Annotated in this window: 16 protein-coding genes; 11 read left to right on the top strand and 5 right to left on the bottom strand. The window is 71.1% G+C overall.

Annotation, left to right across the window (positions count from 1 at the left end):
• Window positions 1-65: 65 nt before the first annotated feature.
• Together ACTWQI_RS17355 and ACTWQI_RS17360 are read right to left on the bottom strand one after the other, a co-directional pair.
• Entirely contained in the window at window positions 66-1,091 is a 1,026-nt protein-coding gene (locus tag ACTWQI_RS17355; protein WP_443271412.1) for a TAXI family TRAP transporter solute-binding subunit, read from the bottom strand.
• Between the two features lie 174 nt (window positions 1,092-1,265).
• Window positions 1,266-3,485, bottom strand: coding sequence for an NADP-dependent isocitrate dehydrogenase (locus ACTWQI_RS17360; protein ID WP_443271414.1), 2,220 nt, complete (start codon window positions 3,483-3,485; stop codon window positions 1,266-1,268).
• A 138-nt stretch (window positions 3,486-3,623) separates the two neighbouring features.
• Here ACTWQI_RS17360 and miaB point away from each other — a divergent pair, with 138 nt between their 5' ends.
• Window positions 3,624-5,171 carry a tRNA (N6-isopentenyl adenosine(37)-C2)-methylthiotransferase MiaB gene (gene miaB, locus ACTWQI_RS17365; protein WP_443271416.1) on the top strand — a complete coding sequence of 516 codons (1,548 nt, stop codon included), beginning with the start codon at window positions 3,624-3,626 and terminating at the stop codon, window positions 5,169-5,171.
• Window positions 5,172-5,299: 128 nt separating this feature from the next.
• The gene (locus ACTWQI_RS17370; RefSeq protein ID WP_443271418.1) at window positions 5,300-6,013 is read left to right on the top strand and encodes a class III extradiol dioxygenase subunit B-like domain-containing protein; all 714 of its coding nucleotides are present in this window, start codon (window positions 5,300-5,302) and stop codon (window positions 6,011-6,013) included.
• Window positions 6,014-6,076: 63 nt separating this feature from the next.
• Here ACTWQI_RS17370 and ACTWQI_RS17375 read toward each other — a convergent pair whose 3' ends face one another.
• Window positions 6,077-6,301 (bottom strand): antitoxin, encoded by a 225-nt coding sequence (locus tag ACTWQI_RS17375; protein ID WP_443271420.1) that lies wholly within the window; start codon window positions 6,299-6,301, stop codon window positions 6,077-6,079.
• Between the two features lie 21 nt (window positions 6,302-6,322).
• Complete coding sequence (locus ACTWQI_RS17380) at window positions 6,323-6,550, bottom strand: gliding motility protein (protein ID WP_443271421.1); 228 nt, start codon at window positions 6,548-6,550, stop codon at window positions 6,323-6,325.
• A 181-nt stretch (window positions 6,551-6,731) separates the two neighbouring features.
• On the opposite strand from ACTWQI_RS17380, the gene miaA reads away from it, so the two are divergent.
• The 6 genes from miaA to hflX all read left to right on the top strand — a co-directional run bounded on the left by miaA (window position 6,732) and on the right by hflX (window position 15,275).
• On the top strand, window positions 6,732-7,670 hold the full coding sequence (gene miaA / locus ACTWQI_RS17385) for a tRNA (adenosine(37)-N6)-dimethylallyltransferase MiaA (RefSeq protein WP_443271422.1): 939 nt from the start codon (window positions 6,732-6,734) through the stop codon (window positions 7,668-7,670).
• A 107-nt stretch (window positions 7,671-7,777) separates the two neighbouring features.
• Entirely contained in the window at window positions 7,778-8,215 is a 438-nt protein-coding gene (locus ACTWQI_RS17390) for a hypothetical protein (RefSeq protein ID WP_443271603.1), read from the top strand.
• Between the two features lie 428 nt (window positions 8,216-8,643).
• Window positions 8,644-9,549 carry a diaminopimelate epimerase gene (gene dapF / locus ACTWQI_RS17395; RefSeq protein ID WP_443271423.1) on the top strand — a complete coding sequence of 302 codons (906 nt, stop codon included), beginning with the start codon at window positions 8,644-8,646 and terminating at the stop codon, window positions 9,547-9,549.
• Window positions 9,550-9,698: 149 nt separating this feature from the next.
• Window positions 9,699-11,888 carry a RelA/SpoT family protein gene (locus tag ACTWQI_RS17400; protein ID WP_443271424.1) on the top strand — a complete coding sequence of 730 codons (2,190 nt, stop codon included), beginning with the start codon at window positions 9,699-9,701 and terminating at the stop codon, window positions 11,886-11,888.
• Between the two features lie 147 nt (window positions 11,889-12,035).
• Window positions 12,036-13,610, top strand: a complete 1,575-nt coding sequence (locus tag ACTWQI_RS17405; RefSeq protein ID WP_443271426.1) for a M1 family metallopeptidase — start codon at window positions 12,036-12,038, stop codon at window positions 13,608-13,610.
• Between the two features lie 171 nt (window positions 13,611-13,781).
• Window positions 13,782-15,275, top strand: a complete 1,494-nt coding sequence (hflX, locus tag ACTWQI_RS17410; protein ID WP_443271427.1) for a GTPase HflX — start codon at window positions 13,782-13,784, stop codon at window positions 15,273-15,275.
• 111 nt (window positions 15,276-15,386) lie between these two features.
• Here hflX and ACTWQI_RS17415 read toward each other — a convergent pair whose 3' ends face one another.
• Window positions 15,387-16,634, bottom strand: a complete 1,248-nt coding sequence (locus tag ACTWQI_RS17415) for a trypsin-like serine peptidase (protein ID WP_443271428.1) — start codon at window positions 16,632-16,634, stop codon at window positions 15,387-15,389.
• Window positions 16,635-17,046: 412 nt separating this feature from the next.
• Between ACTWQI_RS17415 and ACTWQI_RS17420 the strand changes: the two genes are divergently transcribed.
• The 3 genes from ACTWQI_RS17420 to ACTWQI_RS17430 all read left to right on the top strand — a co-directional run bounded on the left by ACTWQI_RS17420 (window position 17,047) and on the right by ACTWQI_RS17430 (window position 21,336).
• Window positions 17,047-18,453, top strand: coding sequence for a diaminobutyrate--2-oxoglutarate transaminase family protein (locus ACTWQI_RS17420; RefSeq protein ID WP_443271429.1), 1,407 nt, complete (start codon window positions 17,047-17,049; stop codon window positions 18,451-18,453).
• A gap of 171 nt (window positions 18,454-18,624) precedes the next feature.
• Entirely contained in the window at window positions 18,625-20,487 is a 1,863-nt protein-coding gene (locus ACTWQI_RS17425) for an IucA/IucC family protein (RefSeq protein ID WP_443271431.1), read from the top strand.
• A 117-nt stretch (window positions 20,488-20,604) separates the two neighbouring features.
• Window positions 20,605-21,336, top strand: a complete 732-nt coding sequence (locus ACTWQI_RS17430) for a GNAT family N-acetyltransferase (RefSeq protein WP_443271433.1) — start codon at window positions 20,605-20,607, stop codon at window positions 21,334-21,336.
• The last annotated feature ends 13 nt before the right edge of the window (window positions 21,337-21,349 follow it).

Below are 21,349 nucleotides of genomic sequence, written 5' to 3' on the forward strand. Positions count from 1 at the left end.
CGGGGGCCACGGACCTCCGGTCGCGTCGCTTCGGATGGCACCTGCCGGAGGCGACGCGACCGGAGTCAGGACTTCACCGAGCGGTAGTAGCGGCGGGCGCCCTCGTGCAGCTCCAGCGGGTCCGTGAAGATCGCCGTACGGAGGTCCACCAGCTGTGCGGCGTGCACCTGGCTGCCGATGCGGTCGCGGCTGTCGATCACGGTCCGCGTGACGCCCTCGGTGAGCCCGGGGTCCGTGCGGTCCGTGGTCACCAGCAGATTGGCCACGGCGACCGTCTTCACCGCCCGGCCGTTCTGCACATCCGAGTACGCGTCGGCCGGCATCACCGCCGCGCGGTAGTGGCGCGTCGGCGCGCCCTGGGCGTGCAGCTCGTCGACGAGGTCCCCGAGCTGCACGAGCCGGATGCCGAAGTCGTCCGCGAGATCCGAGACGGCGGCGGTCGGCAGTCCGCCGGACCAGAAGAAGGCGTCGATCTCTCCAGCGCGCAGCAAGTCGGGCATCTTGTCGATGCCGACCCGGACCGGGTCGATGTCCGTCTCCGGGTCGAGTCCAGCGGCCTTGAGCAGGCGGGCTGTTATCAGGCTCACGCCGGATCCCTCCTGGCCTATGGCGACGCGCTTCCCCCGTAGATCGGCTGTCCGGTCCACGTCCGATCCGGCGGGGACCACCAGTTGCATGTAGTCGTCGTAGAGGCGGGCGCACGCCCGCAGCCGGGCCGCGCGCTGGTCGCCCCCGTCTTGGTAGGCGGCGACGGCATCGGCGGTGGAGATGGTGAAATCCGCCTCTCCCGACACCAGCCGCCGGATGTTCTGGACCGACCCCTCGCTCGGGCGCAACCGCACGTCGACGCCGGGGAGATCCTTGGCCAGATAGCGCTTCAGCAGCTCCCCGTAGCGCGCGTACACCCCCGTCGGTACACCCGTCGTGAACGCCACCGTGCCCCGCGGCGACGGCGCCTTGCCGAGCGGCAGCAGCCACCACAGCAGCAGCGCGAGTGCCACCGCGGCCGCGACCGCGGCCTGCACGGCGCGGCGCCTGCCGATCCGGCGGGGGCACCCCCGGCGGTAGCTGGGGGAGAGTGCCGTAACCATGGGCGAGATCCTGCCAGGTCGCTGACGAGCCGTGCCAGCCGTACCGGCCGGGGCCCGAGCTCGCCCTGGTCAGAGGCGGGAGGACCGTGGGCAAGGAAAAGTCCCCCGGGCAGTCCAAGGCGACGGCCCGAGAGACCCTTCCCCTCATGTCAGGGAACTGCCGCGCAGACCTCGTCAGCCGAGGGTCGCGACGGCCTCGTTGAAGATCTTCGACGGACGCATGACAGCGGTCGCCTTGGCCTGGTCGGGCTGGTAGTAGCCGCCGATGTCGGCCGGGGAGCCCTGCACCGCGATCAGCTCGTCGACGATCGTCCGCTCCTGCTCGGTCAGCGTCGTCGCCAGGGGCTTGAACGCCTCCGCGAGCTGCGCGTCGTCGGTCTGCTTGGCCAGCTCCTGCGCCCAGTAGAGCGCGAGGTAGAAGTGGCTGCCGCGGTTGTCGATGCCCCCGACCCGGCGGGTGGGCGACTTGTTCTCCTCGAGGAAGGTCGCCGTCGCGCGGTCGAGGGTGTCGGCGAGGATCTGGGCGCGCGCGTTGCCCGTGGTCTGCGCGAGGTGCTCGAAGCTGGCCGCGAGCGCGAAGAACTCGCCCAGGCTGTCCCAGCGCAGGTAGTTCTCCTTGACGAGCTGCTGGACGTGCTTGGGCGCGGAGCCGCCGGCACCCGTCTCGAACAGGCCGCCGCCGTTCATGAGCGGGACGACGGAGAGCATCTTGGCGCTGGTGCCGAGCTCGAGGATCGGGAACAGGTCGGTCAGGTAGTCACGCAGCACGTTGCCGGTGACCGAGATGGTGTTCTCGCCGCGGCGGATCCGCTCGAGGGAGAACGCGATCGCGTCGACCGGCGACATGATCTCGATCCGCAGACCCTCGGTGTCGTGCTCGGGGAGGTACTGCTTGACCTTGGCGATGAGGTTGGCGTCGTGCGCGCGGCCCTCGTCCAGCCAGAACACGGCCGGGTCGCCGGTCGCGCGGGCGCGGGTCACGGCGAGCTTGACCCAGTCCTTGATCGGCGCGTCCTTGGTCTGGCACATGCGGAAGATGTCGCCGGCGCTCACGGTCTGCTCAAGCACGACGGTGCCGCCGGCGTCGAGGACCCGTACGGTGCCGGTGGTGGGGATCTCGAAGGTCTTGTCGTGGCTGCCGTACTCCTCGGCCTTCTGCGCCATCAGACCGACGTTCGGCACCGAGCCCATCGTGGCGGGGTCGTAGGCGCCGTTGGCCCGGCAGTCGTCGACGACGACCTGGTAGATGCCGGCGTAGCTGCTGTCGGGGATGACCGCGAGGGTGTCGGCCTCGTTGCCGTCCGGGCCCCACATGTGGCCGGAGGTACGGATCATGGCCGGCATGGAGGCGTCGACGATGACGTCGCTCGGCACGTGCAGGTTGGTGATGCCGCGGTCGGAGTCGACCATCGCCAGCTCCGGGCCCTGGGCGAGCTCGGCCTCGAAGGACGCCTTGATCTTCGCGCCCTCGGGCAGCGACTCCAGGCCCTTGAGGATGCCGCCGAGACCGTCGTTCGGGCTCAGGCCCGCCGCGGCGAGCGCCGCACCGTGCTCGGCGAACGTCTTCGGGAAGAAGGCCCGTACGACGTGGCCGAAGATGATCGGGTCGGAGACCTTCATCATCGTGGCCTTCAGGTGCACGGAGAACAGCACGCCCTCGGCCTTGGCGCGGGCGACCTGAGCGGTGAGGAACTCGCGCAGCGCGGCGACGCGCATGACGGCGGCGTCCACGACCTCGCCCGCGAGCACCGGCACCGACTCGCGCAGCACGGTGGTGCTGCCGTCATCTCCGGCCAGCTCGATGCGCAGCGCGCCGTCCTCGGCGATGACCACGGACTTCTCGGTGGAGCGGAAGTCGTCGACGCCCATGGTCGCGACGTTCGTCTTCGAGTCGGCCGTCCACGCGCCCATGCGGTGCGGGTGCGCCTTGGCGTAGTTCTTGACCGAGGCGGGGGCGCGGCGGTCGGAATTGCCCTCGCGCAGGACCGGGTTGACGGCGCTGCCCTTGACCTTGTCGTAACGGGCGCGGATGTCCCGCTCCTCGTCGGTCTTGGGATCGTCCGGGTAGTCCGGCAGCGCGTAGCCCTGCTGCTGCAGTTCGGCGATCACGGCCTTGAGCTGCGGAATCGAGGCCGAGATGTTCGGCAGCTTGATGATGTTGGCCTCGGGCGTCCTGGCCAGCTGACCGAGCTCGGCGAGCGCGTCGTCGATGCGCCGGCTCTCCTCGAGGTACTCGGGGAACTGGGCGATGATCCGCCCGGCCAGGGAGATGTCGCGGCTCTCGACGCTGACCCCGGCCGTCGAGGCGTACGCCTGGACCACGGGCAGGAACGAGTACGTCGCCAGGGCCGGGGCCTCGTCAGTATGCGTATAGATGATGGTCGAGTCAGTCACCGGTACTCCGCTTCACGTTACTCCATCGTCTCGATGTCAAGATATCTCGAGATCGTCCCTGCCGGACACCGGCCCCCGCGTCGGCCCCCGGTCAGGACCGGACGAGAGGGCCCTGGCGGACCGCCTACCCTGGGGGGCATGGGCAGCAGCGACCGGAGTCAGGCAGTGGGCGTTAACCGAAGCTACGAGATCCGCACCTACGGGTGCCAGATGAACGTCCACGACTCCGAGCGGCTCGCCGGCCTGCTGGAGGACGCCGGTTACGTCCGGGCCCCCGAAGGAATCGCCGAGGGCGAGGCCGACATCGTCGTCTTCAACACCTGCGCGGTGCGGGAGAACGCCGACAACCGGCTCTACGGCAATCTCGGCCGGCTCGCCCCGATCAAGGCGAAGCGGCCCGGGATGCAGATCGCCGTGGGCGGCTGCCTGGCACAGAAGGACCGCGACACCATCGTCAAGAAGGCCCCCTGGGTCGATGTGGTGTTCGGTACGCACAACATCGGCAAGCTGCCGGTACTGCTCGAGCGGGCGCGCGTCCAGCAGGAGGCCCAGGTCGAGATCGCCGAGTCCCTCGAGGCCTTCCCGTCCACGCTGCCGACCCGCCGCGAGTCCGCCTACGCCGCCTGGGTGTCGATCTCCGTCGGCTGCAACAACACCTGCACGTTCTGCATCGTGCCCGCGCTGCGGGGCAAGGAGAAGGACCGTCGGCCCGGGGACATCCTCGCCGAGGTGGAGGCGCTCGTGGCCGAGGGCGTCACGGAGATAACGCTGCTCGGCCAGAACGTCAACGCCTACGGCTCGGACATCGGCGACCGCGAGGCGTTCTCGAAGCTGCTGCGCGCCTGCGGAACGATCGACGGGCTCGAGCGCGTCCGCTTCACCTCTCCCCATCCCCGCGACTTCACGGACGACGTCATCGCGGCGATGGCCGAGACGCCGAATGTCATGCCGCAGCTGCACATGCCGCTGCAGTCCGGCTCGGACCGGGTCCTCAAAGCCATGCGCCGCTCGTACCGCCAGGAGCGCTACCTCGGCATCATCGAGAAGGTGCGGGCCGCGATCCCGGATGCCGCCATCTCGACGGACATCATCGTGGGTTTCCCCGGTGAGACCGAGGAGGACTTCGAGCAGACGATGCACGTGGTGCGGCAAGCGCGCTTCGCGCAGGCGTTCACCTTTCAGTACTCGAAGCGCCCCGGGACGCCGGCGGCGGAGATGGACGGCCAGATCCCCAAGAAGGCCGTGCAGGCCCGTTACGAGCGGCTGGTCGCCCTTCAGGAGGAGATCTCCTGGGAGGAGAACAAGAAGCAGGTCGGCCGGACTTTGGAGGTGATGGTCGCGGAGGGCGAAGGCCGCAAGGACGACGCCACACACCGCCTGTCCGGCCGCGCACCCGACAACCGTCTCGTGCACTTCGACCCGAGCGTGCGAGGGTTGAACGATCAGCGCAGCGCCAGTCCCGGGCAGCCGATTCGGCCGGGCGACGTGGTCGAGGCCGAGATCACGTACGCGGCTCCGCACCACCTGCTCGCCGAAGGTCCGGCGAACAGTGTCCGCCGGACCCGCGCAGGCGACGCCTGGGAGCGTCGCAAAGCGGCTCCGCCGGCTCCCACGGGCGTCATGCTGGGCCTGCCCACCGTGGGGGTCCCGGCCCCTCTTCCCGCCGCTCCGGGCGGCTGCGGCTGACCTCCGGTCGGCTCGCCGACCGGTCGCTCCGCGTCGCGTCGGGCGCCGTCACATGGCTCGGTGTCCCTGGCGCCGTGGACCGCTGCGCCCGGCGCGGTCCGACACGGCCGCGAGCGTAGGGTGCGCACATGCTTGTCGCAGCTGCCGTCGCTCCGTCGCCGCCGCTCCTCGTTCCCGACGTCGCCGCCGGTGCCGCGCACGAACTCGACGCCCTCCGCGCCGCTTGCTCGGATGCGGTCGCCGTCCTCGCCGCGGCCCGTCCCCGGCGCCTCGTCGTCGTCGGCCCCGCCGAGCCGGCCGGGCGCGGACGGCATCCGCAGGGAGCCGTCGGCTCGTTCCGCGGGTTCGGCGTCGAGCTGGACGTCGTACTCGGCGGGGCCGACGAGGCCGTCCCCGGTCGACCGCTGCCGTCTTCCCTCGCCGTGGCCGCCTGGCTGCTGGACCGCGCGGCCTGGGCGACCGCTCCCGTGGAAGGGCTGGGGGTCGGCGAGACGCTCGCCCCGGACCGTTGCGCCCAGGCGGGCCGGGAGCTGGCGGGGGCCGACGAGCGGGTCGCCCTGCTGGTCATGGGGGACGGCAGCGCCTGCCGAACGCTCAAGGCCCCGGGTTATCTGGACGAGCGCGCCACCGGCTTCGACACCGAGGCCGCCCGAGCACTCGGTGCGGCGGACACCGCGGCTCTGCTGGCTCTCGACGCCCAGCTGGCCCGCGACTTGGAGGCCGCGGGGCGCGCCCCTTGGCAGGTCCTGGCGGGAGCTGGTGAAGGGGCCGGACTCCGCGGCGAGCTGCTTCACCACGACGCTCCGTACGGTGTCGGGTACTTCGTCGCGGTCTGGTCATGACGAAAACGGCCGCGAAGCACACGACTTCGCGGCCGTTCACAGGCGCACGGTGGCGACGAAGGATCAGGCGCCGCCGCCCTTGTCCTTCTTCTCCGAGAGGCGGTCGAGGGTTTCCCTGGCCTTGTGCCTACCGGCGTCGATCCGGCCGCCGTACTTGCCCTTGGTCTTCTTGTCGGCCGTCGACGCTGTCTTGTCCAGGCCTCGGTCGATCTTGTCCCTGTGCTTCCGCACGAAGTCTTCGGCCTTGCCCCGGCTGAGCTTGGCCTTAAACGTGTCCAGCATCCCCATGGCCATTCCCTTCTCGGAGGACTACTTCCGAGCGTTCTCACCGGCCTCGCTGTCGACGGCCTCCTCCGGGGACTGCTGCTTGGGGATCTCGACCCCGTCCGCCGCCTCGGGCGACTTCGCAGCCCCGGACGCCTCGTCGCCGAAGGACTCTGCCTCTGCCTCTGCGTTGTCCGCCGTCACGGCGGAAGCCGTCGCCTCGTCGGGTGACGCACCGGACGATCGACGGCGAAGCCTGGAAAACACGCCCATATCCACTCCATACCTTACTCGTGCGAGCGAAATCCCGCGCTGCCCGGAGCGTCCCATTGCGACGCCCGGCGGCACCGGTCCGTAAACCGGCGGGCGGAACCTCGCAACAGGCAACGAACCCGGGCTCGCACCGTCACCTCACTCGTTCGAGGAGTAGCCCTGGGTTTGAAAGACTGTGTCGGTGAGAAGTGCAGCGCCCGCACCCCGGGTCATCGCCGTTGTCGGGCCCACCGCGGCCGGGAAGTCCGATCTGGGGGTCGCGTTGGCCCAGCACCTCGACGGCGAGGTGATCAACGCCGACTCCATGCAGCTGTACCGCGGCATGGACATCGGCACGGCCAAGCTGACGCCTGCCGAGCGCCATGGCGTACCACACCGGCTCCTGGACATCTGGGACGTCACGGAGACCGCGAGCGTCGCCGAGTACCAGCGGCTCGCGCGGGCCGAGATCGACCGGCTGCTGGCCGAACGCCGTACGCCGGTTCTCGTGGGCGGCTCCGGGCTGTACGTGCGCGGGGCGATCGACGCGCTGGACTTCCCCGGCACCGATCCGCGCGTACGAGCCCGTCTGGAGGCCGAGTTGCAGTCCGAGGGCAGCGGCGCCCTGCACGCCCGGCTCGCGGCGGCGGACCCGGAGGCCGGGCGGGCCATCCTGCCCAGCAACGGCCGCCGCATCGTTCGGGCACTGGAGGTGATCGAGCTCACGGGCCGTCCCTTCACCGCCAACCTGCCTGGCCATGAAGCCGTCTACGACACGGTGCAGATCGGTGTGGACGTCGAGCGGCCCGAACTGGACGAGCGGATCACGCTGCGGGTTGACCGGATGTGGGAGGCCGGTCTGGTCGACGAGGTGCGCGCACTCGAGATGGTCGGCCTGCGCGAGGGACGTACGGCCTCGCGGGCGCTCGGCTATCAGCAGGTGCTGGCCTTCCTGGCTGGCGAGTGCACCGAAGAGGAGGCGCGCGCCGAGACCGTACGCGCTACCAAACGCTTCGCGCGCCGCCAGGACTCATGGTTCCGCCGGGATCCCCGGGTGCATTGGCTCAGTGGAACGGCAGAGCGCCGACCGGAACTCCCCGGGCAGGCATTGACGTTGATCGAACGAGCGGTCACAGCCTGATCACGTGATGGCATCGGGACGCTCCGGGCGCCTTCCGGGCCTCGAACCGCGTGTCATCATCGACCTCCGATCGAGCCGTGGTGTCAGAGTTGGGAGGGCGCGTGGCGATGGAGGCCGGCCCTCGCAACAGACCGCAACAGCCGCAGGAGGAGCTCTCGGAAGGGCTCAGTCCGGACGGGCCCGAAACCGAGACCGAGCCCCCGGGCGGCGAGTCGTTCCGCGAGCTGCGACCGCCGCGACGGCTGCGGATCTGGCAAATCGCCCCGATCGTGGGTCTCGCGGCGGCCGGGTCGCTCATGTTCGCCTTCCCGCTCGCCTTCGACTTCGGTGACGGCGGAGCGGTCGTCGCGATGCTCGGCCTGCTGATCAGCGGCTGTGCGGCGGGCTGGGGGATGATGGCCGGACGCCGTGTCGGTCTCACCTGGCCGGGGCTGCCGGCCCGTGGCTCGGGCATGCGCCCGGACTGGCGTGTGGTCGCCCTCTACACCGTGGTGGTCATCACCATCACGGCCCTCGCCATCTGGCGTGTGGCCCGCCTCCGCTGAGCCTCCCCCACCCGCGAGGTGCCGCTCCGCGCGGAGGCGTGGGCGCCGGGCTCCGGCCTGCCCACCGGTCTCTCCGCGCCGGATTCACTGCACCCTCGCACGCGCAGACGTCGCCGCAGCAGCAGTCCCCCGACGTGGATCGCCGCCCCAGGCGGCGGCGTTCTCCGGCCCACATCGCGCCCTCCATGGTGCCGTCGGGACCCTTCCGGACCTGCCGGTCCTGACGATCGCGGAGCGGCCTTCGCGGCGGGCGGGTGCGTCCTGGACCTGTGGGGTCTGACCGTGTGTGGTCCCTGTCTCGTCCGTTCGCGGAGTGGTCTCTGCGGCGGGTGGGTGCGTCCCGGATCTGTCGGGCTTGATCGTGTGGCCCTCTGCCGCCTCCGACCGCGGAGCGGCTTCCGCGGCGAGCGGGTGCGTACCATCGGGGGGTGAGCACCTCCCGGATTCCCTTTCTCAAGGGGCACGGCACCGAGAACGACTTCGTGATCGTCCCCGACTTCGACAACGCCCTCGACTTCACCGCGCCCGCCGTGGCGCGGCTGTGCGACCGGCGGGCCGGAATCGGCGGGGACGGGCTGCTGCGTGTCGTACGGTCCGCGGTGCACCCCGAGGCCGCAGCCATGGCCGCCGAGGCCGAGTGGTTCATGGACTACCGCAACAGCGACGGAAGCATCGCCGAGATGTGCGGCAACGGCGTCCGCGTCTTTGCCCACTACCTGCAGCGCGCAGGACTCGTGAGCGCCGGCGATCTGGCGATCGCCACCCGCGCCGGGGTGCGCCGGGTCCACATCGCCAAACCCACCGCGCCCCACAGCGGCTCCGTCGCGGGCGGCGGCGAGATCACCGTCGGCATGGGCACGGCGCTCCTCCCGGAGGGCGAGGTCACGGTGGCGGTCGGCGACCGCAGTTGGCCCGCCCGGCACGTCGACATGGGCAATCCGCACGCCGTCGCCTTCGTCGAGAACCTCGCCCACGCGGGCGACCTGCTCACGGCCCCGACCGTGCATCCCGCCTCGGCCTATCCCTACGGCAGGAACGTCGAGTTCGTCGTCGACCGCGGCCCCGCCCACGTGGCGATGCGCGTCCATGAGCGCGGCTCGGGCGAGACCCGCTCCTGCGGCACCGGAGCCTGTGCCGTCATGGTCGCCGCCGCCCGGCGGGACGGAGTGGACCCGGCCGTCACCGGCCGCCCCGCCACGTACACCGTGGACGTACCCGGTGGACGGCTGGTGATCTCCGAGCACCCGGACGGGCGCGTCGAGATGACCGGCCCTGCCGTGATCGTGGGCGAAGGCCTGCTCGACCCCGAGTGGATCGCAATCGCCCTCGCCTGATTCCTCGCTCGAACGGGTGACGCGTTTCACGCTGAGCGAGAGCGGGTCAGCGGTGCGTGATGGGCTCGATAGCATCAAGCACCGGCCTGGGCGTCGGGCACCGGCCCGGGTGACCAGCCCTCGGCCGGTCGACGCCGCCGGAGGTGCCCATGAGCGCAGAGGCCACCAACCCTGGTTCACCCGCCCGCAGGCGTGGCCGCCCCCGCATCGACCTGCGCAGACTCGGTCGCGCCGCGCTCCTGGGCCCCACCCCCCGGGACCGGCTGCCGGACGCGATCGACCATGTGGCCAAGGTGCATCGCGCTCACTATCCCGGCGCCGACCTCGAGCCTTTGCGTCGGGCCTACCTTCTCGCCGAGTCCTCCCACCGTGGCCAGTTGCGCAAGAGCGGGGAGCCGTACATCACCCACCCCTTGGCGGTCACCCTGATCCTGGCCGAGTTGGGAGCCGAGACGACCACTCTGACCGCGTCACTGCTCCACGACACCGTCGAGGACACTGATGTGACGCTCCATCAAGTGGGCGAGGAGTTCGGCGAAGAAGTCCGCTACCTCGTCGACGGGGTCACCAAACTGGAGAAGGTCGACTACGGCTCCGCGGCCGAGCCCGAGACCTTCCGCAAGATGCTCGTCGCCACCGGCAACGACGTCCGCGTGATGTCCATTAAGCTGGCCGACCGGCTCCACAACATGCGCACCCTCAGCGTCATGCGCCCGGAGAAGCAGATCCGGATCGCCAAGGTGACGCGGGATGTGCTGATCCCGCTGGCGGAACGGTTGGGCGTCCAAGCGCTCAAGACCGAACTGGAGGACCTCGTCTTCGCCGTCCTCCACCCCGAGGAGTACGTCCGCACGCGCGCCCTCCTCCTCGACCACGCGAGCCGCCCGGACCCTCTGGACGGGATCGCGGTGGAGGTGCGGTCGGTCCTGAGGGAGGCGGGCATCGCCGCCGAAGTCCTGGTCAGGCCGCGGCACTTCGTGTCCGTCCACCGGGTGCTGCTCAAACGGGGCGAGCTGGGCGGCACCGACTTCGGCCGGATCCTGGTGCTCGTCGCGGAGGACGCCGACTGCTACGCCGTGCTCGGCGAGCTGCACACCTGTTTCACCCCGGTGATCTCCGAGTTCAAGGATTTCATCGCGGTCCCCAAGTTCAACCTGTACCAGTCGCTGCACACCGCGGTCGCGCGCCGGCCGGGCGGGGAGGTCGCCGAAGTCCTCATCCGCACGCACCAGATGCACCGGGTGGCGGAGGCTGGTGTGGTCGCCCTGGGCAACCCGTACGCCCCGGGCTCCGAAGGCACCGAAGCGGGCGACGCTGCGGACGGCGAGCGGGCCGATCCGACGCGCCCGGGGTGGCTGTCCCGGCTCCTGGCATGGCAGCAGGCCGTTCCCGACTCCGACACCTTCTGGGCCTCGCTCCGCGACGACCTCGCCCAGGACCGGGAGATCACGGTGTTCCGCACCGACGGCGGCGCGTTCGCCCTTCCCGCGGGCGCCAGTTGCGTGGACGCCGCGTACGTGCTGTACGGGGAGGCGGCGCACACCTGCATCGGCGCCCGGGTCGACGGACGCCTGGTGTCCCTGGCCACCGTTCTCGCCGACGGCGACACCCTGCAGCTCCTCATGGGGGAGGGGGAGACCGCCGCCGGACCTTCCCCGGACTGGCTCGAGTACGCCCGGACACCGGCAGCCCGGATCGCCATCTCCCGTTGGCTGTCGGCCCACCCTGATGCGGCGAAGCCCCCTGCCGACCTGGTGCATCCGATGGAGCACGCCGGCGCCCCCGCCGAGCCGGCCGCTCGGGAAGCGGATCAGTCCGCGCCAGCCGCGGTCATTCCGGACCTGCCCGGCGTGACCGTACGGCTCGCCCGATGCTGCACCCCCGTGCCTCCCGACGCGGTCACCGGGTTCGCCGTGCGCGGTGGCGCCGTCACGGTGCACCGCACGCAGTGCCCCGCCGTCGGCCGGATGCAGGTGGGCGGCCGGCCCCGGATCAGGGTGCTCTGGCGTGGCGACGGCGGTGGCGGGGACTGCCGGGTCACCCTCGTCGCCGAGGCTTTCGGGAGGCCGCGGCTGCTCGCTGACCTCACCGAGGCGATCGCTCTGAAGGGGGCGGCCATCGTCTCCGCCGCCGTCGAACCTCCGCATGAGCAGCGCGTCCGCCACACGTACACCCTCCAACTGCCCGACGCCGAGGGGCTGCCCGCCTTGATGCGCGCCATGCTGCGGGTCCCCGGGGTGTACGACGTCAGCCGTGCGCAGCGACCGGTCGCCGCCGCTGGGGGCACCTCTGGGGGCACGCCCCCTGGCTTCGCCGGGGGAGGTAGCTGGGGGAGGTAGCTCAGGCAGGGCCGCGACTTGAGGTGAGTTGCCGCCTCGAGGCGTCGGCTTGACCAGCGGGACTGAGAGAGGGGCCGGAAGCGCCCGTTCGAGTGTGTTTGGCGGGGCCTCCGGCTGAGGTCGCAGCCGCGTTGGTAGCCGTAAGTCATGATCCGACGCCCATTCCGCAGGGCCGCTCTCGCCGCCGCTGCCATGGCCACCTTCGTCGCGGCCGGCGCGCCGTCACCTGTTCCGCTCGGGGTGGGTGACCGGCTCTTCCCGTACCTGGGGAATCCCGGTTACGACGTCCTGGCCTACGACATCGCGTTCGCGTACTCCGGCAGCAACAGCAAGCCGCTCGAGGCCGTCACGGCGATCGACGCCCGTGCCACCGCGCGGCTCAAGGCGTTCAACCTCGACTTCGCGCGCGGCAGGGTCCGGTCCGTCCGGGTCAACGGCAAGCCCGCCCGGTTCCAGACGGTCCGCGAGGACCTGGCCGTCACCCCGGCGGAACCGGTCCCGCACGGCGCCCCCCTGCGGATCACCGTCGCCCACACCAGCGCTCCGGACTCCCAAGGCAACGGCGGGTGGGTGCGTACCCAGGACGGCCTGGCGATGGCCAACCAGGCGGACGCCGGGCACCGCGTCTTCCCCTGCAACGACCACCCCTCCGACAAGGCGCGCTTCACCTTCCGCGTGACCGCCCCCAAGAACCTCACGGTCGTGGCGAGCGGGCTGCCGCTGTCCCGGGAGAAGCGCGGGCGGACCACGACGTGGGCCTACCGCACAGCCCACCCCATGGCGACCGAGCTGGCGCAGCTCTCCATCGGCCGGTCCGCGGTACTGCGGCGCAGTGGGCCGCGCGGGCTGCCGATCCGGGACGTGGTTCCCGCTGCGGACCGCAAGCGGCTGGCGAAGTGGCTCGCCAAGACTCCTGGGCACATTTCCTGGATGGAGCGGCACGTCGGCCGGTTCCCGTTCGAGACGTACGGCGTGCTGATCGCTGACGCGCGGACCGGCTTCGAGCTGGAGACGCAGACGCTCTCGCTCTTCGAGCGGCGGCTCCTCACGGATCCCCGGTTCCCCGAGTGGGCCGTCGAGTCGATCATGGTGCACGAGCTGGCCCACCAGTGGTTCGGCAACAGTGTCAGCCCGGCGACCTGGTCCGATCTCTGGCTCAACGAGGGCCATGCCACCTGGTACGAGGGGCTGTACATGGCGAAGGCGGCCAAGTCGGCCAGGTCGCCCTTGGCCGCGAAGGTGACGCTCGACGAGCGGATGCGTCAGGCCTACGCGCGCTCCGACAGCTGGCGGGCCGCGGGAGGGCCGCCCGCCGCCCTGAAGGTCCCCGAGCCCGGCAAGAAGACCGGCATCTTCCGTCCGGTCGTCTACGACGGGAGCGCGCTGGTCCTGTACGCGCTGCGGCAGCGGATCGGGGCGCCGGCCTTCGAGCGGCTGGAACGCGCCTGGGTCACTAAGCACCGCGACGGGAACGCCTCGACCGCCGACTTCATCGCGCTGGCCTCGAAGGTGTCCGGACGCGACCAGACCGCGTTCCTCCGGTCGTGGCTGTACGACACCAAGACGCCGCCCATGCCGGGACACCCGGACTGGAAGGCCGATAAGGCCGCCCCCGGGTCAGGCGGCGGGAAGGGCGCGGGAGAGGGCTCCGGACGGGCGCCGAGGCCCCCGCACGCGGCGACCATGCTGATGACGGGCCACGGGCCCGGAAAACCCGCGTGACGGCCCGGCCCGGCCGTGCGACCATTTCCAGGTCGGCGGCGCGAGGCCGGACGGGGGGAATCCTCCGGACGTTCCGGACGTTGTATCCGACGAAGCCCCCCAGCTACCTCCCCTGGCGAAGCCAGGGGGCGTGCCCCCTGAGGTGTCCCCAGCATCGACGTAAAGGATCAAATGACCTCCTCTTCATCGCCTTCCCAGGACGCCCAGCGCTTCTCGACAAGCCTCCGGGCCGACGCCCTGATGGAAGAGGACGTCGCCTGGAGCCTAGAGATCGACGAGGAACGCGACGGCGATCAGTTCGATCGCTCCGATCGCGCGGCGCTGCGCCGGATCACGGGCCTGTCGACCGAGCTCGAGGATGTCACCGAGGTCGAGTACCGGCAGCTGCGCCTGGAGCGCGTGGTGCTCGTCGGCGTCTGGACCGCCGGCACCGTCGAGGACGCGGAGAACTCCCTCGCCGAGCTGGCCGCGCTGGCCGAGACGGCCGGTGCACTGGTGCTCGACGGGGTGATCCAGCGGCGCGACAAGCCCGACCCGGCCACGTATATCGGCTCGGGCAAGGCCCAGGAGCTGCGTGACATCGTGCTCGAGACCGGGGCGGACACCGTCGTCTGCGACGGCGAGCTCACACCTGGCCAGCTGATCCACCTCGAGGATGTGGTCAAGGTCAAGGTGGTCGACCGCACCGCCCTGATCCTCGACATCTTCGCCCAGCACGCCAAGTCCCGAGAGGGCAAGGCGCAGGTCTCGCTCGCGCAGATGCAGTACATGCTGCCGCGGCTGCGCGGCTGGGGTCAGTCGCTGTCCCGGCAGATGGGTGGCGGTGGCTCCGGCTCTTCGGGTGGCGGCATGGCCACCCGCGGCCCCGGTGAGACCAAGATCGAGACGGACCGGCGGCGGATCCGCGAGAAGATGGCGAAGATGCGCCGGGAGATCGCGGCGATGAAGACCGGCCGGGACATCAAGCGGCAGGAGCGCCGGCGCAATAAGGTGCCCTCCGTCGCCATCGTCGGGTACACCAACGCGGGTAAGTCCTCCCTGCTCAACCGGCTGACCGGCGCCGGTGTGCTGGTGGAGAACGCGCTGTTCGCCACGCTCGACCCGACCGTACGGCGCGCGGAGACGCCCAGCGGGCGGCTCTACACCCTCGCCGACACCGTCGGGTTCGTACGGCACCTGCCGCATCACCTCGTGGAGGCATTCCGCTCCACGATGGAGGAGGTCGCCGACGCCGACCTGATCCTGCACGTGGTGGACGGAGCCCATCCGACGCCGGAGGAGCAGCTGGCCGCCGTACGGGAAGTGATCCGCGATGTGGGTGCGGTCGATCTGCCCGAGATCGTGGTGATCAACAAGGCGGACGCCGCCGACCCGCTGGTGCTCCAGCGGCTGATGCGCATCGAGAAGCGCGCGCTCGCGGTGTCGGCCCGCACGGGCCAGGGCATTAACAAGCTGGTGGCACTGATCGACGCGGAGCTGCCGCGCCCGCAGGTCGAGGTCGAGGCACTGGTGCCGTACACGCAGGGTCAGCTGGTCTCGCGGGCGCACGCCGACGGCGAGGTGATCTCCGAGGAACACACCCCGGAAGGCACCCTGCTCAAGGCGCGGGTCCACGAAGAGCTGGCCGCCGAGCTGCAGCCGTACGCACCGGTGGGCCGCCACTGACCGCTGGCCTGGAGCCGGCTGTCGCGTCGGCGGACGCACGGTGCAGAAGGCCCGTTCCCATCGTGTGCGTGTTGGGAACGGGCCTTCTGCAGCGTTGCGCCCACGGGCGGGCTACCGGCCCGCGAACTTCCTACTGACCGCGTCGAACATGTTCTGTGCCTCCCGTCCCAGGTGCGGACCGGCCAACCAGGTGGCCGTGACCGGGCCGATGGAGGTGTTGGACACCAGCGCCGGGCGGCCGTCGGCGCCGGCGGCGAACCAGCCACCGCCCGAGGAGCCCCCGGTCATGGTGCAGCCGATGCGGTACATCGTCGGCTGTGACGAGGACACCGAGAGGCGGCCCGGCCTGTCGACGCACTGGTGCATGGACACGCCGCTGAACGGCTGGGCCGCCGGGTAACCGATGGCCCGGATGCTCTGGATGCTCTGCACGGGCGGGGCGTTGAACTCCACCGGGAGTGCCGCCCCGACGGTCTCCTCCAGCGACTTGCCCTCCCGGCCCTCCTCCGGCTTCACATGCAGCACCGCGTAGTCGTGCGGAGCGCCGCCGCCGCCCGAGGCCGAGCCCTCGGAGATCCACTGCTGGGAGGTGGAAGCCCAGTCGGCCCACCAGACGCCGTAGGGCGCGAGCTCCTCGCGTGGTGCGCTGTTCACCTGTTCGGCCGGAAGGCCGTTGTCATTGAAGGACGGGACGAAGGCGATATTGCGGTACCAGCCGCCGTTCCTGCCCGCGTGCACACAGTGCCCGGCCGTCCAGACCATGTTGGACCTGCCCGGGTTGGCCGGGTCTTTCACGACCGTGGCGGAACAGACCATCGCACCCTTGGGGCCGTCGAAGAAGACCTTGCCGACGGGAGCGGCGTTCTCGTGGTACGGCGTCTGGACCGGCTGGGCCCGGACCGGCTGCGGCTCGGGATCCGTCACGCCCTGGTCATCCGAGACATCTGCGGGAACGGTCTTCTGCGGATCCTCCGCCTCCTGCATCCGCTCCGGCTTCCACAAGTCCTGGATGATCGGGTTGACGAAGTCCCCGGCCTCACGAAGCCAGTCGTCCTTGCTCCAGTCCTTCCACTCGCCGTTCTTCCACTTGTCCAGGTCGAGGCCCAGCTCCTTCAGACGGTCCTCGAGGTCGGGCAGCGCGATGTCGCCCGGGCCCTGCCGCCCCGCGGAGGCACCCGGCTGGTCCAGCGCACCGTTGCCCTCCGGGCCGCACGCGGTCGCGGTCACCGCGAGCACGGCCGCCAACGCGGCTGCGGCAAGGGTCGATCCGATGCCGCGGGCGCGCTGCGCCCCCAGGGGGAGGTGGCGGTGGAGGCCCCCATGCCGAAGTCCGGGGGAGGGCGGGCGTATGGCTGGCATGGGTGGGACTCCCCCTGATCTGGTCGCGTCGGCGATGGACTGGTCATGTGGCCCGACGAGAGGCGCGGGGCCCCACTATGCCGGTGACGTTGGGGACGGTCACGGGCGTGTCCGTGGTTCCTCCCCCAGCTAACGCCGGGTGGGGTCCCCCCCCGGCCGAAGCCAGGGGGCGTGCCCCCAGCTCGGCGGCTCCCGCCCGTCCGTCGGCCAACGATCTTCCGCTTGCCCGTGATCCGCCGCTCGCGGCGTCGTTGGTACGTACGCGGGACAGCGCAGAAGCGTTCAGCGGGAGGATCGACGAAACGTGGCCGTGACCCAGCCACCTCCCCCTGGGGGTACTCCCCCAGCGAAGCCAGGGGGCGTGCCCCCAGGGTGGGGGTCCCCCCGGCGAAGTCAGAGGGCGTGCCCCCAGGTGGCCTCCTCCGAACCTGCGATCGATGCCGTACAGGACGGCATCCTGCGGCGGCAGTCGCTCCGAGAGTCGGCGGCCCGCACCTATGCGCGGTCGCTGCCCATCGTGCCGGTGAGAGCCAGGGGGATGACGATCGAGGGCGCCGACGGGCAGCGCTATCTCGACTGCCTTTCCGGAGCAGGGGCGTTGGCCCTGGGACACAACCACCCCGTGGTTTTGGAGGCCATCCGGTCGGTCCTCGACTCCGGGGCGCCGCTGCACGTCCTCGATCTGGCCACACCCGTCAAAGACGCCTTCATCACAGAGCTGTTCCGCACCCTGCCCCGCGAACTCGCCCGCCGGGCGCGGGTGCAGTTCTGCGGCCCGGCCGGCACGGACGCAGTGGAAGCGGCGCTCAAACTGGTCCGGACCGCGACCGGACGCACCGGGCTGCTCGCCTTCTCCGGCGCACACCACGGAATGACCGTCGGGGCACTCGAGGCATCGGGCGGCGCCGACGACCCGCGGGTGGCACGGCTGCCGTATCCGTACCACTACCGCTGCCCCTTCGGGGTCGGCGGCGAGCAGGGCGCGGAGCTCTGCGCCCACTGGGCGGAGAACCTGTTGGGTGACCCGAAAGGCGGGGTGGGGGCCCCTGCGGGAATGATCCTCGAACCCGTTCAGGGAGAGGGCGGCGTGATCCCGGCCCCCGACAGCTGGCTGCGCCGGATGCGTCAGCTCACCGCCGCTCGCGGCATTCCGCTGATCGCTGACGAGGTGCAGACCGGCGTCGGTCGGACCGGCGCCTTCTGGGCGGTCGAGCACAGCGGGATCGTGCCCGATGTGATGGTGCTGTCCAAAGCCGTCGGGGGAAGCCTCCCCTTGGCGGTCGTGGTCTATCGGGACGATCTGGACACCTGGGAGCCCGGCGCCCATGCCGGCACCTTCCGCGGCAATCAGCTCGCCATGGCCGCAGGCACGGCCACCCTGGCGTACGTACGGGAGTATGGACTCGCCGCGCGGGCCGCGACCATCGGCGGTCTCATGCTTCAGCGACTGCGTGAACTCGCCGCGCACCAGCCGTGCATCGGGGACGTACGCGGCAAGGGGCTCATGATCGGCGTGGAGCTGGTCGATGAGGAGGCGGAGGGTGACGCGGACAGCTCGGGGCGACCGGCCGCCCCGGGCCTCGCCTCGGCGGTTCAGCAGGAGTGCCTGCAGCGCGGGTTGATCGTCGAACTCGGCGGCCGTCATTCCAGTGTGGTCCGGCTCCTCCCGCCGCTCACCATCACCGACGAGCAGGCGGAGGCCGTGCTCGACCGCCTGAGCGACGCCATCGTCACCGCCGGTCGCACCGCGGGGCGCAGAGACTCCCGGGACGGCGGCAGGCCTCGCCTGCCCCGGCCGGCTGCCGGCACCCACCGGTGACCACAGTCCGGTGGCACCCCGGTGCCCCGCCCGGCCGGCCGCACCGGGATCACGAGCACAGGTTCCGGGAGCCCGGCGGCCGCTCCAGGCACCCCACGCCCAGCCCATAGACGAAGGAGGAAGGCGCCTCCTCCGCGGCCTCACCGCCGGGATCAGCGCGCCGACGAGACCATGACCGCACGCACCGGCCGCACGACCCCCGTGGCCACCGTCGAGCACACCGTGCCACAGCAGGCCCGCCCCGCCGACCCCGGCCCTGTCGCCCCCGACCCGCTGGACCACCCCGATCCCCGAGCGGCGGCAGATGCGGCGGCCGTGGAGAATCTGCTGCGCTGCTGGGCGAGAGAGCACGGCATGCCGCAGCCGAACGGTGACTGGCTGCGCATCCCCCTCGGCGCCAGTGGCACCGCGCTCCGGGTCCCCGTCCGCTACTGGTCGGCCACCGGCTGGCACCGGTTCGGCAGCCCCGCCCTGGAGAACGCCCCCACGGATGCACCGGCCGTGGACGCCGTCACCCTCGCAGCTCTGCTCAGCCGGGAGGGCGGACGTGGCGCCGGCCCCATCGGCGGCGCAGAGGGAGCGGACCTGGTCGGCCGCGTCGCCGATTCCGTACGCCGTACCGCCGAGTTCATCCGCGACCGACGGAGCCGCCCCGCCCCACCGGCCACCGGTGATCTCTTCCTCGACGCCGAGCAGTCGCTCGTTCTCGGTCATCCGCTCCACCCCACTCCCAAGAGCCGCGAAGGGCTCTCTGACTCGGAACTCCGCGCCTACTCGCCGGAACTGCGCGGCTGCTTCCCCCTGCACTGGATGGCCGTCGACCCGGCCATCCTGACCACCGACTCGGCCTGGACCGAGCACGGCCGCCCGGTGACCGCCGGGCAGCTCGTGACCGACCTGGCAGCCGGTGGTCTCGAACTGCCCCACGGCACTGTGCCGTTGCCCCTCCACCCCTGGCAGGCCCGCGACGTCCTGCACCGCCCCGTAGTCGCCGACCTCCTCGACGCGGGGCTGCTGCACTATCTGGGGGCCCATGGCCAGCCCTGGCACCCGACCTCCTCCGTACGCACCGTGCACCGGCCCGGCGCGGCCGCCATGCTCAAGCTCTCCCTGGGACTGAGGATCACCAACTCGCGCAGGGAGAACCTCCGCAAAGAGCTGCACCGCGGTGTTGAGGTCCACCGCCTGCTGCGCACCGGCCTGGCCGACCAGTGGCAGACCGCGCACCCCGGCTTCGACATCGTCCGCGACCCGGCTTGGCTCGCCGTCTCCGGAGTGGACGAGCGCCCGGCCCCTGGTCTGGACGTCGTCATCCGGCACAACCCCTTCGGTCCGGGTGACGACGCCGTGTGCATCGCCGGACTCACCTCGCCGCGCCCCTATCCCGGAAGCGACTCCGTCGGCACCCCGGTGATGCGCTCCCGGCTCGCCGACGTCGTGGGCAGGCTGGCAGCATCCACCGGCCGTACCTCGGGCGCCGTCTCCACCGAGTGGTTCCTGCGCTACCTCGAGGCCGTAGTCCGGCCGGTGCTGTGGCTCGACGGTGAAGCCGGGATTGCACTCGAGGCCCACCAGCAGAACACGCTCGTCCTGCTGGACGCCGACGGCTGGCCTGCGGGCGGCCGATACCGCGACAACCAGGGCTACTACTTCCGCGAGTCCCACCGGGCGGAGCTCGACCGGAGACTGCCCGGTATCGGGACCGAGAGCGACACCTTCGTCGCCGACGACGTCACCGACGAGCGCTTCGCCTACTACCTCGGCATCAACAACGTGCTCGGCCTGATCGGGGCCTTCGGAGCTCAGCGTCTCGCCGACGAGCGTGTCCTCATCGCGGCGTTCCGACGCTTCCTGCGCGAAGCCGCCTCGGGAGAGGCCAAGCTCGGCTCGCCGCTGCCCGAGCTGCTCCTCGAGTCGTCCACCCTTCGCTGCAAGGCCAACCTCCTCACCCGCCTGCACGGACTCGACGAGCTCGTCGGGCCGGTGGAAACCCAGTCTGTGTACGTCACCGTTCCCAACCCACTGGTCGCCTGAGCGGCATGACCCCGAGCCGCCCCTCAACAGTGGGGACCGAGATCAGAGGACTATCCGAACCCATGGGACTGACCAGATCCGCGGGATGCATCCCAGCGTCGAGAGGAGACCGCCGCCGTGCCGTCCCCCGAATCCAGTGCCGGCTCCACCTCCGACGACACCCTCGATCTGCCGCTGCCGGACGAGCTGACCACGCTGATCGCCCGGGAATGCGCCCTCCTTGCTCGCACGGACACCTCGTCCGAGAAGCCGACGCCCCACCAAGCGACCGAACCCGACCTGCTCGACGGCATCGCCCAGTGGGGACCCGGCACGACGCCGTCGGGCGGATCCTTCCAGCTCGTACCCGTGCGCATCCCCCGGGATCTCCCGCTCATCGCACGCTGGATGAACGACCCCGCGGTGGCTGCCTTCTGGGAACTCGCAGGCCCCGACGAGATCGCCGCCGCCCACCTACGTGCCCAACTCGAGGGCGACGGCCGGCGCGTGCCCTGCCTCGGAGTCCTGAACAGCACCCCGATGAGCTATTGGGAGCTCTATCGCGCCGATCTCGACTCCATCGCCCGCCACTATCCCGCGCGACCCCATGACACGGGCCTCCATCTGCTCATCGGCGCCATCGGCGACCGCGGCCGCGGAGTGGGCACCTCGCTCCTGCGCACCGTGTCCGACCTGGTCCTGGACAACCGCCCCCGGTGTACCCGGGTCATCGCCGAGCCCGATCTGCGCAACACCCCTTCCGTGGCCGCCTTCCTGGGCGCGGGCTTCCGCTTCCACGCCGAGCTCGATCTCCCCGACAAGCGGGCTGCCCTCATGATCCGCGATCGTGTCCACCGCCATCTCCTCTGATCCGGCTCGTCCC

The sequence above is a fragment of the Streptomyces sp. KR80 genome (genome assembly GCF_052245555.1).
GTDB lineage: Bacteria > Actinomycetota > Actinomycetes > Streptomycetales > Streptomycetaceae > Streptomyces.